A 12,668-nucleotide genomic window follows, 5' to 3' on the forward strand; every position below is an offset into this window, starting at 1 on the left:
ACCCCTATAGGAGAAGCAGAACATTGTCTGTCCAACTATAGGGGTTCACTGCACTTTTGGGGTCTAGTTCATACGGGCCCTTTTCTCTTCTCTATCGTTCGCAGATGGGCCTACGCCAGCTCGGATTCCACCACATCGGCGATTGCGCGAGCATGGCCGTCGGCCACATCCTGCGTTTCGGCTTCCACCATCACGCGAACCAACGGCTCGGTGCCGCTCGTGCGCACCAGAACGCGGCCCGCATCGCCCATGGCCTCCTCGGCTGCGCGGACGGCATCCCAGATGGCATCGTTGCCCTCGAGCGCATGCTTGTCCCGCACGCGCACGTTGATAAGCGTCTGCGGGAAGCGCGTCATCACCTTGACGGCCTCTTCCACCGGCTTGCCGCTGCGACGCACCGCCGCAAGGAACTGGCAGGCCGTCATAAGGCCGTCGCCCGTGGAGTTGTGCTCAAGCAAAATCATATGGCCCGATTGCTCGCCGCCCAAAGCGTAGCCGCCCTCGCGCATGGCCTCGAGCACGTAGCGGTCGCCGACCTTGGTCTGCAGTACCTCGATGCCCGCATCGCGCATCGCATGAACGAAGCCTAGGTTGGTCATCACCGTAGAAACGGCCACGTTGCCAGGCAGGCAGCCGCGCTCTTTCAGGTCGATCGCCAGCACGGCCTCCATAACGTCGCCGTCGATTTCGGAACCGTCGGCCGCAAGCATCATCACGCGGTCGGCATCGCCGTCATGCGCGATGCCTATATCGGCGCCGCTTTCGACCAGAAGCTCGGCAAGCGGGCCCAGATGGGTGGAACCGCATTCCACATTGATGTCGTTACCGTCGAAATCGTCGTTGATCACGGTGACTTCCGCGCCCAGGCGACGCAGCGCTTCGGCGCTGGTCAGAGACGAGGCGCCATGGCCCGTATCAAGAGCGACGTGCAGACCCGAGAAATCGACGCCCTGCGCCTGAATGGATTTCACCACATGGTCGATATACATCTCGCACGCGTCCTCGATTTCCACCGCGACGCCCACCATGGAGCCTGCGGGCATGGACGCCTCTTCGCCTGCCTCGACCGCACGAGCCACGACGCCTTCGAGGCCGCCCTCTGCGATGAACTTCTCGATGTCGTCCTCCACCGCGTCGGGCAGCTTGAAGCCCTGGCCGTCGAAGAATTTGATGCCGTTGTACTCGGGCGGATTATGCGATGCGGAAATAACGATGCCGCCGTCGGCATGCAGCTCGCGCGTAAGCAGCGCAACCGCGGGGGTGGGGATGACGCCCGCAAGAAGGGCATCGCCGCCTGCGCTCGTGATGCCTGCCACCACAGCCGCCTCCAGCATATCGCCGCTCTTACGCGTGTCCTTACCCAAAACCACGGTTGCGCCCATGAACGCCACCGCCGCCTGACCCAGACGATATGCCATCTCGCACGTCAAATCGACGTTCGCGACGCCGCGTACGCCGTCGGTTCCGAAAAGTCGAGCCATAAACGCCCCTTTCAATGGATGAACTTATGTATTTTACCACTCGCCGGGCACAGCCCTTCGCGGTCACATGTTCGACATCCTTCTGTGAAAAATGACAGGGCAAACGGCACGCACGCGCCTAGGCGGCCGTCTCACGCTTCGGATCGGGACCATCGAAGCGTGCAAGCAGAAACACCGTGGCCATGATGAGCGCGAACCCGACGAAATCCACGAACGCGAACGGCGTATGAAGCCACAAGGCGGCGAATGCCGTGGCCGACACGGTCTCGACGCTGGCGATCAGGCTCGCTTTCGCCGCCCCGATATCGTTTATCGCGGTCAGGTACGCAGTGAATCCGAGCAGTGTTCCAATGCCCGTCAAGCCGCCGAACATGGCGAGCAAACCCCCGGCATCGAGCTGCGGCGCGCGATTCCATGCTCCTGTGACCAGGTATAAAACGATTCCGCCCAGCAAAAGGCCGCTTCCAACTACGACAAGGCTGCCGTAGCGCCTCATAAGCGTTCCGGGCAAAAGCGAGTACAGCGCCACCGAAACCGCAGCGGCAAGGCCCCAGAATATGCCTTCGGGCGAAAGCGCCATCGTGGAGGGATCGCCATGCGTCGCCAAAAGAAAGGTGCCGACCACCACGCAAAGCACCGCGACGAACTCGCGCGCACTCGGAAGGCGGCGCGTCGCAAAGCACGACGCCACCACGATAAGCACCGGCCCGATATACTGCAGGACCGTTGCCGTTCCCGCATTGGAATATTGAATGGCCAGCAGATACGTCGCGCGGCAAAGCGTCAAGCCCGCCAACGCGAACAAAACCAGGCGAACCGCCGACCTCGGACAGCTCCAAAGCGCACGCAGCGCATCCCTTCGCGCGACCAGCAGGTATGCGACGAGAGCCGCACCGGCGACGGTCATGGCGACGGCCGACGCCCAAAGCGGATCGACCCCGTGGCCGAACAGATACTGGGAACAAGCCCCCGAAAATCCCCAGCCCGTACCGCCCACCAAGGCCAGCACGACGCCTCGCTTCCGCCTATCGACCATGAAAACCTCGCTTCAAACGCTTCTGAGCAACAAAAAGACAAGCCGCGCCCATTGTATCGCGTGCGTGCGCCGACGCCCGCACGCAGCGGTTTCGCCTTGAAGCCGCGAAATCAAGCGGATCCGAAGACGCCCTGCCAGGCAGGCATGCGCTATGCTATCGCCATCGACGAAACGAACGACGCACAATACGCGTAGCGTCCGCTATACCGAACAGGAGCAACCATGGAACTCAAGCAGATCGCCAGCTTTCAGGTAGACCACACCAAGCTCGTCCCCGGCATGTACACCTCGCGCGTCGACGGCGACGTCACCACCTACGACATCCGCATGGTCAAGCCGAACTGCGGAACCTACCTGCCTTACGCCGCCATCCACACCTTCGAGCACCTTTTCGCCACCTATGCCCGCAGCACCGAACTGTCCGACCAGGTGATCTACGTCGGCCCCATGGGTTGCCGCACCGGCTTCTACTTCCTCGTGCGCGACATGGAGCCCGCCGTCGCCATCAAGCTGGTCAACGACATGCTGGCCTTCGTGGCCGATTTCGAAGGCGCCATCCCGGGTGCCACCGAGATCGAATGCGGCAACTACCGCGAGCAGGATCTGGACGGTGCGAAGGAAATCGCGCGCACGATGATTCCCGTCCTCAAAGATTGGACCCCTGAGAAACTCGCTTATTAAAAAATTCTATACTTCCTTTAGTAAGCTAATTACTTTTAGATACTTTCAATATATATGAATTTGATTTGTAATTAATACTAAGTATCTTTAAGAAATAATTGGATTTACAAACAGCAATATCTTTATAGTATTAGATAAATATCCTGTTACTTAAAGTAACTAGTAAGCTTTAAGTAACAGGGTTTCTTATAAGATTGTTACTTATCAAATAACTATTTCATTCTTCAAGAACGTATTACTTCTTGAACCTGATCGAGAAGTTCACCGGCAGCAGATACTCGCCGTCGCTTTTCTCGATAAGGCTCCAGCCATACTTCTTGGCGCTGACGTATTCGAACACCGTATTGCGGAACAGGTATTCCCTGAATTCTTCACGATCGTTGGCGTGGTAGCACAACACGTCGCCGTCGGGCTTCACCACGATGTAGCCGCCGTTGACTTGCTCGATGCCGTCCCACGGCTTGGTCGCCGACATGCCCGAGAACGCCGCGTATAGAAAGTCCTTCATAGCTTTCTCGTATATCGCCGAGGCGACGGCGGGCGGATAGCGCATCGGATTCTGCTCGGCAACCGATGCCGTGATAGCCGCGACGTCGGACGTCGTCGCACCGCCGATGAAGCGCTCGCGCACGCATGCCGCGACGATTTCCAACATGCCTTCGCGAATAAACAGCAAATTGCGCTCGAACGATCCCGCATTGCGGGCGCGAGCGAAGCTGACGCGCAGCCCGCGCTCATCGAAAAACGGCTGGCAGCAGGCGAACCATCCCCTGTTGCCGCGGATGTCGTGCAACGCGTTGAATTCCCTCATCAGGGCGTCGTCGCAATGCGCGACCCAGTATAGAAGCGGCGCAGCAGGGCTTGCGTTGAACAGCGTGGCAGGACTGCCGAACTGCGATTTGACCGAGAATCCCATCCTGTTGACCAAGGAATTGCGTCCGTCGCGTGTTTCGATGACGATATCGGCCTTGCCGCCGAACGTCTTATCGCGCCCCTGGACCCCTGGCGCCTTAGGATTGCGCACACCGATCGAGTCGACGAAATCGCACACCTCGATAGGGGCATGCATGGTTTTCGAGCCGACCGAAGACGACGTAAGCCGATCGAACAAGATTCGGGCCGCGTCCTCGCAATCGGCCATGGAGACCACCTGTTCGGAGCCGCTCGACTCGACTCGATCGTCCGTATCGGCCTCGGCTGCAGCATCGCCCCCATAGGAAAACAGCGATGCCTGGTGCCCCGTTCCGGCAAGAGCGCAGGTTCGCCACGCTGCAGGCGCGGCCGCGGCGCGCGAAACAACGCCGCGGCGCACCGTGACCGTTTCCGCCACGGGATCGACCTCGTAAACGGCGGAATCACCCGCCGCCTCGCACCGCAAGACCTTCGAAACCTCGAGAAACGAGTCCGCCTTGCAGTTCAGGTCGCTATCGGCCGCATGAAGCCTTCCCGTTCCGAGCAGACGTAAGAACACGTAGAGCTCGGCCCATTCTCCCCTGTTGTATTCCTGGTCGTGAATTCGCTTGCGCATACGCGGCTCCCTTCCCTGCGCGGCGAACGCTAACCCTGCGCTTCAAGCACTGCCCGGACTTCGCGCGCGATAGCCTCGATCACGGGCACGGTGACGCTGTTGCCGAGCTGCTTGTACAAATGGGTATCGGAAAGCGGCAGCTTGTATGTATCGGGAAAACCCTGCAGACGCGCCCATTCGCGCGGGGTGAGTTTGCGGATATCGGCGTCATTGATGCAACCTTTGATCGCCGTCGTAGGCACCATGCTGTGCTCGCGATGGTCTGCGATCAGATTGCGCTCGCGACCCATGCCGCCGCACACGATGGCGCCCGATTTGCCGTTAAGGGGACGCACCATGTAGCCGAATCCGTTGCCACGCGAGCGGTGACGCTGCTTGTGGCGTTCGAGCGTCGCGAGATACGTATCCGACAGGTAATAACGCGACGGAATGGGCGCATCCTCCAGAATATCCGCCAGCACGACGCCCGTATCGGTCGGGCCGGGAAAGCGAAACGCGCTTGAATCGATGTCGTTGCGAAACGCCACGATATAAATGCGTTCGCGATTCTGCGCCACGCCGTAATCCTTGCTGTTCAGCACGGCGTCGTACACGGTGTAGCCGATCTGCTCCAATGCGCCCTTGATAACCTTGAGCGTGCGACCTTTATCATGCATGACCAGGCCTTTCACATTTTCGCAGAAGATGACGCGCGGCTTGTGGCGCTCGCAGATGCGCAGCACGTCGAAGAACAGCGTGCCGCGGCTGCGGCCTTTGAAGTTATCATCGAAGCCCATCTTCGAACCCGCTATAGAAAACGCCTGGCACGGAAAACCCGCCAGACAGATATCGAACGCCGGGATGTCATCAGCCGAAATCTGCGTGATATCGCCGTACACGTACGGCTCGGAGCACATGGGCTCCTTCGACGAACACGGCGCCGTGGGCGTATCGAAATTGGCCGCATAGGTCTTCACCGCATGTTCGTCGAACTCGCTTGCGAACACCGTTTCCACGCCGTCGCCGAACGCCGCCTCGAAGCCCATGCGAATGCCGCCGATGCCGGCGAAAAGATCGATCGTTTTCAAGGCATTAGAACTCAAAGCGCTCCTTCCGGTGGGCGGTCGGCATGATGGAAAACGCCGACGCGCAGGTCGGCGAGAAGACACGAACTATGTATTGTAATGCGTCGCAACGCACGATGAAGCGAGAAGCGAGCCGCTTCGAAAAACAATCCGATACGATTCACGACGCAAGAAAAAGAAAGCCCGCCTCCGAAGAAGCGGGCTTTCGAACCGACGTGAATAACGCGGTAAGCTTAGCGCTTGCTGAACTGCGGGCGCTTACGGGCCTTCTTGAGGCCGTACTTCTTGCGCTCGACCATACGAGCGTCACGAGTCAGGAAGCCAGCCTTCTTGAGCTCGGGACGATACTCGCCAGCCTGGAGCAGCGCACGGCTGATGCCATGACGCAGAGCGCCGGCCTGACCGGAAATGCCGCCGCCATTGCAGCGAGCGATGACGTCGAAGTGACCCTGGGTGTCGGTGACCTTGAACGGAGCCATGGCGTAATTCACCAGAGCCTCGCGACCGAAGAACTCCTTCGCGTCGCGGCCGTTAACGGTGACCTTGCCGGTGCCGGGGACCAGGCGGACGCGAGCAACGGCGTTCTTACGACGGCCAGTGCCGTAATACAGAGCTTCAGCTGCCATTGTTAGTTCTCCTCCATCTTGATCTCACGGGGATTCTGAGCAGCATGCGGATGCTCAGAGCCGACGTACACCTTCAGCTTCTTGCCCTGGGCGCGACCAAGCGTGTTCTTGGGCAGCATGCCCTTGACGGCGTGCTCGATGACGCGCTCGGGATGCTTCTGCATAGCCTCGGCGAAGGTTTCCATCTTCAGGCCGCCGGGATAACCGGAGTGACGGTAGTATTCCTTGCTGGTGGCCTTGGTGCCCGTCATGCGGATCTTGTCAGCATTCAGAATGATGACGAAATCGCCGGTGTCGACATGGGGGGTGTACTGCGGCTTGTGCTTACCCTTCAGAATGTGGGCGGCTTTGGCAGCAACGCGACCCAGCACCTGGTCAGTGGCGTCAATGACGAACCACTCGCGCGCAACCTCCTGCGGCTTTGCGTAATACGTCTTCACTGTATCCTCCAATAGATTTCTTTTTGTTCTAGTTCAAAAGTGCTGGCAACAAGACTGCTCGGGTTCCTACGCCAAGCCGACGCTTCCGGATCTGGACTTCCATTCACGCCGTGTCCCGTTTTTGCGCAGCAAGTACGGGGCTTTTGAAAGCGAACTTTTACAGTATAAGAATCGTTTTCGCCGCCGTCAATGATCCTTCATGAAAAATCGACCGCGTTTTTCGGCTATGACGTGCGGTTTCTTTTAGTAACTAGGGCGCATACGCAGCTGCTTCGGATACGACTGCGACGAAGACGCAGACACAGCGTGCGCATCTTTCGACATAAATAGAAGAGGAGACCGAGGTTCCCCGGTCTCCGAGCGACGTTCGTTTTTTTCTATTTTTCCGCCGACTACATCACGAACGTCAGCGGCACGGCCGCCATCACCACCAGATAGCGCAACATGAAGCCGCCGATGAGCACGCCCGCATCGGATGCGAAACTGATCCGATGCGCTTTGCGGCTTTCCTCGAACTCCTTCGAGGTGAAGAACAGCAGCCATGTCTCAAGAGCCGTAGGAAGGATCAGGCCCACGAAGACCAAGCCCAACCAGAACCACACGGCCCACTCGCCCGCCACCAGACTCGCGACCGATTCGAAGCCGGCAGGGGAATCGAACGCCGTGATGAAGCACAGCGAAGCGACGAGCAGCATTTCGACGACCGGCAAGCAGAAATGGAATTTCTTCAATACGCCCGCCTTGTTGAACTCGTCGGCATGACGCACCACGGCCACCAGCAAAACCGATGCCGCGCCTGCGGAAAGGGCCGACACGGTGAACAGCGCGGGCAGAAGCGCATTGTTCCACAGGGGGTAGGTGTTGCACACGCCCAGCAACGCGCCGGTATAGGCCGCCACGCACAGCGCCACCACGGCGCCCGCCATCTCAAGCCAGCCCGGCACCTTCTTCTTCATGAAGTCGAGCACCGCCGTGACCAGAGCCGCCGCCATGAAGACGCTCAAGAAGACCACGCCCCCCGTCATGACCGAGCCGAAGTTGCTCAGCAATAGCGCGAAACGCAGGGGGTTATGCAGGCCGGCCTCGGCGTCCACCATCAAAAGCACCAGCCCGATCGCCACCACGATAGGCGCGATGACGTGGCCGGCGCGGCGCATGCCGTGCGCCTCGGGATGACGCCAGCGCAGAAACGCCGACGTGATATAGGCGCCCGCACCCAGGCCCGCAAGGAACAGATACCACGCGATCGGCGCGCCCCATACAGGTTCGATAGACATCCTTCATCACCTCACGTAGTAGATCTTGGATTTGGTCAGATCGCCCGCGATGGGCTGAGCGTTCGTCTCGACGATGCGCTTGGAGATATCGGACTCGGGATCGTCCAGGTCGCCGAACATGCGCACGCCTGCGGGACAGGCCGTCAAGCACGTGGACATGCCCTCTTCGAGCGGCGCATACAACGTGCAGAAACGGCACTTGCCCACCACGCCCGTTCGATGGTCCACCACGCGAGCCTGATACGGGCAGGCTGCCATGCAGTATTTGCAGCCGATGCACTTCTCGGGATCGATGCGCACGATGCCGTCGGGGTCGGTATAGGTCGCCGCCGTCGGGCACACCGACTGACACGGCGCGTCTTCGCAGTGCATGCACTGGGTAGGAACGGTCTCCACGCGCACGCACGGCTGGGCGCCGCGCTCGAATTCGTGGAAATCGATCAGCGAGACATCGGCGGGAAGATGGTTCTGATTCTGGCACGCGATGCGGCAGGCATAGCAGCCGATGCACCTCGTGGTGTCGATAAGCATTCCGTAACGAGCCATTAGGCACCCACCTTCTTCACGTTCACGAGAACTTCCTGCAGCATGCCGGCGCCCGATTCGGGCTCGGCCTGACGCGTGACGAGCGCTTTATGCGACGCTCCGAATCCGAACGCCGCGCGGATCTCCTCCGATTCGCAGCCGTAATGCGGCGGCAGATACACGGCGTCGGGATGAATGCGGCCGGTGACGCGGACCTTCGCCCGCACCGAGCCGTTATCGTTGGAAAGCTCCACCGTATCGCCATCGACGATGCCCAGTTCGGCGGCACGCGACGTCGCCATCCAGACGCGCTCGGCCTCGAAATCCTTCGCGAGCTGAGCCAGCTTGTCGCTTGCCATGGTATAGGTCTTGCTCTGGAACACCTGGTCGCCCGTGATCAGGCGCAGCGATCCGTCGGAAGGGACCGCGGCGGGTTCGATCCACGCAGGGACGGCCGCCATGCCGCCTGCCGCGTAGGCATCGCAGGCGAACTCGATCTTGCCCGACTTCGTGGCGAACGCGGGCACGCTGCCGAATTCCAACTCGCAACCGGGAATGGGAGCCAGGCCGTCGGACTTCAGCGCCTCGTAGGAAACGCCGTAGGCCGCGCAATACGTCTCGTTAAGCTGGTCGAGCGTGAACGAGAAGCATTCGCCCAGACCGCACGCCTCGGCCAGCTCGACGACGACCTGATACGTCGGCTTGGTCTCGGGGTGCACCTGCTCGATCACGGGGTTGCGCAGCGTAGCCACGGTCACAGGGGCGGTAGCGGCGCCTACGATGCCGCGACGCTCGAGATAGGTCGTCTCGGGCAGCACGTAGTCGGCCGTCTTGGCGGTTTCGGTCATGAAGCTGTCGACGACCACCGTAAAGCCGATCTTCGCCACATCTTCGGCGGTCATGACGGCCTGCGGGTAATCGGCAAGCGGATTGCTGCCGAAGAACAGCGCCACGTCGAGCGCGCCCTCGGCGGCCGCGGTCATAGCAGCCTGGCAATCGTTAGCATACATATAGGCAAGAGGATGCGCGCCTGCGCCGATCGCGTAGTTCCGCGGATAGCCCACGGGCTTGAACACCGCCGGGTCGAACGCGCCGTCGTCGACCCACGGGCCCAGCGGGAACACCCAGCCGCCCTCTTGGTTGAAGTTGCCCAGCATCGCGTTGAGCAGCAGGATGCAGCGCACGGTTTCGGCGCTGTTGCGATAGCCGCTTCCCACGGTGCCCGCCCACTGCATGTCGACATAGCAGCGAGGCGCCGCAGCGGCCAGGCCTTCGGCGATCTCGGCGATCTTGGCCTCGGGGATGCCGGTCTTCTCGCTCGCCCAGGCTGCGTCGTAGACCCGCACGCTTTCGGCGAAGGCCTCGAAGCCCGAACCGTTGGCCTCGACGAACGCCTTGTCATACAGGTCGTTGTTCAGCAGATGACCCATCACGCCCAGAAGGAACGCCAGCTCGAAGCCGGGGCGCACGCACACCCATTCGTCGGCCAGCGTGCCGATGCTCGGCAGGCGCGGGTCCACGACGACCACCTTGCCGCCGTTTTCGCGCACGTGAATCACTTCTTCGGTCTCCGCCGGGCGCACGCCCTCGTAATAGCTCTTGTCCAGAAGGACGATGTATTTCGAGCCCTCGGCATGCGGCGCGGGGAACACGCCCAGGATGTTCGTGATGCCGGTGAGGATGTCCATGTCGGTCAGCACGGTATCGGTGTAATAGTTCGCCGAGCCGAGCGCATTCATAAAGCGCTGCGTGTAATACTGGTCGGTCGCACGGGCGTCCTGGAACAGCGCCACGCGCGCCGGGTCGGCCTCTTTGATGCGCGCCGCGATGTCGGCGATGGCCTCTTCCCACGACACGGCGGAGAAATTGCCCTGCCCGTCGCTTTTGAGCGGCGCGGTCAGACGGTCCTCGGAATAGGCGGCAGCCGTATAGCCCAGGCCGCGCACGCACAGATGGCCATGCGCGAACGGATGGTCTTCAAGACCCATGAAGCGCCACAGCGCGCCGTCCTGCGTCCACGCGCCCATGCCGCACTTGTTGCCGCATCCGTCACAGGTCGTCGCCGCGTATTCCACGACATGGTCTTCACCCCACGCGAAAGCCTCGTCGCGCAGACCGCCGACGCCTACGCCGCCGAATGCAGCCGCCGCGCCCGCCGCGGCTCCGGCCGCGAGAAACGAACGCCTCGTAAGAGCAGTGTTCGGCATAAATCGATCCCCCTCTTGCGTTGTCGGTTATCCATCGTGCACCGATGCGGCATCTTCGGCAAAATCCGTCCGCCGCAAGGCGCAAGCGCATTATGGCGAAAGGAAATCGACCGACGCATGCCCCCTTTGAGGGAAAAATTCAGCTCTACCCCCTTAGGGGGTATGCTTTTGTACTGGGCTTTTGGAAAAATGACTTGGCGAAGCGCCCCAAGGCGCGAACACTGCGGCAATCGCTATACTGAACCGCCGTCGAAACCCCCGAAGCCTTCGAAAGGATGGTCGACCCATGCAAGCCCCGCTTTCGCACGCACGATCGCTGAAACCATACGTCGCGCTCGCCCCGATCGTCGCCGGGCTCGCCCTTTCCCATACCGCCATGATGGTGGCGAGCTTCAACGGCCTGACGAACGGGTTCGAGGCGCTGCGCAGCGGCCTTGCGACCTGCATCGCGGCCGTCCCCATGCTCGTCGCCATGGCGATCCTTTACAGGGCGCGCGGACCGCTCCCGGAAAAATCCGTCGACACGGCGTTTTTCATCTCCATCATCGTGCAAAGCGTCTCCATCATGGCGCTTGGATCCGATGCGATAGACGGCTCGCAACGCCCGCGATCTCGACCTGTCTTTCGGCCGTCGCCTCCCTCTCCTGCTGGATATCCATCCTTAGCTGGCTGCGGCATATGCAAGCGGCATCGTCGATCGCGGCCGTCGTCGCCATCTTCGGCGCCCTCAGCATAGCCCAGCCCGTCGTCTACGCCTTCGTTTTCATACCGCCCGCCAACGCCTGCCTCATTGCGGGAATGCTCGCCGTTCTCCAGGCTCCGCTCGCGCTTTTCATCCATAAGCGCGATCCGCTCGCACGCCTTTCCGAAGCCCCGAACACGGGATATTTCGGATTCGAAAGCGCCAAAACCGATACGCCGCGGCTCTTTTTGACCATGACGCTCAGCATTTCCGCGCTCTCATTGGCCATGGGCGTCGTCGAAGGATCGCCTTTCCGATTCATCGAAGGCGGGCCGCCGCTGCCGGGCGCTGGCTACGTGGTCGTCACCACCGCCGTTACCGTAGGAATCATCGTCGGCGCCGCATTGCGGCCGCGAACCATGATGACCACCGGCATCTGGATTCTCATGCAAGGCCTCGGCATCACGGCGCTTCTATTCTATGTGGCATTCCCCGAACGCCTCTCGATCGGAGCCGTGCTTTCGACCACCCTGAGCGCCGTCATGACAGGCCTGGTGTGGTATCTCATCGTGGCATTTTCGCATTACGGAACCAAAGACCCGTTCTTCTACGGCCTGGCGGGCTGGCTCGCCTACCTCGTACCGCGCGCATTCGTCCAAATCGTCGTCGGCCATTTCTCCGATCCGCTTTTCGCAGACCCCCTCTTGCTGACCGCGCTGACCGGCGCTTTGATTCTGGCATCGACGCAATTCGTGTTCATCAGGCTGCTCAAGACCGCCTATAGCGACAACGACGCCGCGCAGGAAAGCACTCGACGGCTTGAAAAGCTGCTTGGGCTGAAAGACACCCGGGGAAGCGGAGCGTCCATGCGAAAAGAGCTCGTCTTGCACGACATCGGCAAGCTGCAGAAGAAATTCGGCCTGTCCGACCGCGAAGCCGAAGTAGCTGCGCTTTACGCCCTGGGAAAAACGCAGCAGGCGATCGCCGAAGAGCTCTGCATCACGCCCGCCACGGTACGCGTGCACGTCAAGCACGTCTATGCGAAAACCGACCTGCACTCGCGCCAAGAGATCATCGACCTCATGAGCCGCCTATGATTCCGGCCACCGACGCCTTTTCGG

At 60.8% G+C, this 12,668-nt stretch carries 11 protein-coding genes and 1 pseudogene; 3 read left to right on the forward strand and 9 right to left on the reverse strand.

Features of this window, described 5'->3' with window-relative positions:
* Window positions 1-110: 110 nt before the first annotated feature.
* Entirely contained in the window at window positions 111-1,481 is a 1,371-nt protein-coding gene (gene glmM, locus Q6E04_RS07805) for a phosphoglucosamine mutase (protein WP_303250218.1), read from the reverse strand.
* Between the two features lie 118 nt (window positions 1,482-1,599).
* Window positions 1,600-2,517, reverse strand: coding sequence for a DMT family transporter (locus Q6E04_RS07810; RefSeq protein ID WP_303250219.1), 918 nt, complete (start codon window positions 2,515-2,517; stop codon window positions 1,600-1,602).
* Window positions 2,518-2,739: 222 nt separating this feature from the next.
* On the opposite strand from Q6E04_RS07810, the gene Q6E04_RS07815 reads away from it, so the two are divergent.
* Entirely contained in the window at window positions 2,740-3,198 is a 459-nt protein-coding gene (locus Q6E04_RS07815) for an S-ribosylhomocysteine lyase (protein WP_303250220.1), read from the forward strand.
* A gap of 235 nt (window positions 3,199-3,433) precedes the next feature.
* Here Q6E04_RS07815 and Q6E04_RS07820 read toward each other — a convergent pair whose 3' ends face one another.
* From Q6E04_RS07820 to Q6E04_RS07850, 7 genes and pseudogenes are all read right to left on the reverse strand, one after another.
* Complete coding sequence (locus tag Q6E04_RS07820; protein WP_303250221.1) at window positions 3,434-4,726, reverse strand: HpaII family restriction endonuclease; 1,293 nt, start codon at window positions 4,724-4,726, stop codon at window positions 3,434-3,436.
* A 29-nt stretch (window positions 4,727-4,755) separates the two neighbouring features.
* Window positions 4,756-5,781 (reverse strand): annotated as a pseudogene (locus Q6E04_RS07825) (DNA cytosine methyltransferase); the annotation flags it as partial.
* A gap of 242 nt (window positions 5,782-6,023) precedes the next feature.
* Window positions 6,024-6,416, reverse strand: a complete 393-nt coding sequence (rpsI, locus tag Q6E04_RS07830) for a 30S ribosomal protein S9 (RefSeq protein ID WP_123197997.1) — start codon at window positions 6,414-6,416, stop codon at window positions 6,024-6,026.
* Between the two features lie 2 nt (window positions 6,417-6,418).
* The gene (gene rplM / locus Q6E04_RS07835; RefSeq protein ID WP_123197998.1) at window positions 6,419-6,856 is read right to left on the reverse strand and encodes a 50S ribosomal protein L13; all 438 of its coding nucleotides are present in this window, start codon (window positions 6,854-6,856) and stop codon (window positions 6,419-6,421) included.
* A 392-nt stretch (window positions 6,857-7,248) separates the two neighbouring features.
* The gene (gene nrfD / locus Q6E04_RS07840; RefSeq protein ID WP_303250223.1) at window positions 7,249-8,133 is read right to left on the reverse strand and encodes an NrfD/PsrC family molybdoenzyme membrane anchor subunit; all 885 of its coding nucleotides are present in this window, start codon (window positions 8,131-8,133) and stop codon (window positions 7,249-7,251) included.
* A gap of 6 nt (window positions 8,134-8,139) precedes the next feature.
* The gene (locus tag Q6E04_RS07845; protein ID WP_303250224.1) at window positions 8,140-8,679 is read right to left on the reverse strand and encodes a 4Fe-4S dicluster domain-containing protein; all 540 of its coding nucleotides are present in this window, start codon (window positions 8,677-8,679) and stop codon (window positions 8,140-8,142) included.
* Window positions 8,679-10,865 carry a molybdopterin-dependent oxidoreductase gene (locus Q6E04_RS07850; protein ID WP_303250225.1) on the reverse strand — a complete coding sequence of 729 codons (2,187 nt, stop codon included), beginning with the start codon at window positions 10,863-10,865 and terminating at the stop codon, window positions 8,679-8,681. The genes Q6E04_RS07845 and Q6E04_RS07850 overlap by 1 nt, the downstream gene beginning before the upstream one ends.
* Window positions 10,866-11,151: 286 nt before the next feature.
* Between Q6E04_RS07850 and Q6E04_RS07855 the strand changes: the two genes are divergently transcribed.
* On the forward strand, window positions 11,152-11,601 hold the full coding sequence (locus Q6E04_RS07855) for a hypothetical protein (RefSeq protein WP_303250226.1): 450 nt from the start codon (window positions 11,152-11,154) through the stop codon (window positions 11,599-11,601).
* Window positions 11,544-12,644: a helix-turn-helix transcriptional regulator gene (locus Q6E04_RS07860; protein ID WP_303250227.1), complete on the forward strand. Its 1,101-nt coding sequence runs from the start codon at window positions 11,544-11,546 to the stop codon at window positions 12,642-12,644. Before Q6E04_RS07855 ends, Q6E04_RS07860 begins: the two co-directional genes overlap by 58 nt.
* Window positions 12,645-12,668: the final 24 nt, after the last annotated feature.

The organism is uncultured Slackia sp., from assembly GCF_959608125.1.
GTDB lineage: Bacteria > Actinomycetota > Coriobacteriia > Coriobacteriales > Eggerthellaceae > Slackia.

What these genes read in the sequence shown, in the direction of transcription:
- glmM (WP_303250218.1), bottom strand. Translation starts at nt 1,481, where the DNA reads ATGGCTCGACTTTTCGGAACCGACGGCGTACGCGGCGTCGCGAACGTC.
- Q6E04_RS07810 (WP_303250219.1), bottom strand. Translation starts at nt 2,517, where the DNA reads ATGGTCGATAGGCGGAAGCGAGGCGTCGTGCTGGCCTTGGTGGGCGGT.
- Q6E04_RS07815 (WP_303250220.1), top strand. Translation starts at nt 2,740, where the DNA reads ATGGAACTCAAGCAGATCGCCAGCTTTCAGGTAGACCACACCAAGCTC.
- Q6E04_RS07820 (WP_303250221.1), bottom strand. Translation starts at nt 4,726, where the DNA reads ATGCGCAAGCGAATTCACGACCAGGAATACAACAGGGGAGAATGGGCC.
- rpsI (WP_123197997.1), bottom strand. Translation starts at nt 6,416, where the DNA reads ATGGCAGCTGAAGCTCTGTATTACGGCACTGGCCGTCGTAAGAACGCC.
- nrfD (WP_303250223.1), bottom strand. Translation starts at nt 8,133, where the DNA reads ATGTCTATCGAACCTGTATGGGGCGCGCCGATCGCGTGGTATCTGTTC.
- Q6E04_RS07845 (WP_303250224.1), bottom strand. Translation starts at nt 8,679, where the DNA reads ATGGCTCGTTACGGAATGCTTATCGACACCACGAGGTGCATCGGCTGC.
- Q6E04_RS07850 (WP_303250225.1), bottom strand. Translation starts at nt 10,865, where the DNA reads ATGCCGAACACTGCTCTTACGAGGCGTTCGTTTCTCGCGGCCGGAGCC.
- Q6E04_RS07855 (WP_303250226.1), top strand. Translation starts at nt 11,152, where the DNA reads ATGCAAGCCCCGCTTTCGCACGCACGATCGCTGAAACCATACGTCGCG.
- Q6E04_RS07860 (WP_303250227.1), top strand. Translation starts at nt 11,544, where the DNA reads ATGCAAGCGGCATCGTCGATCGCGGCCGTCGTCGCCATCTTCGGCGCC.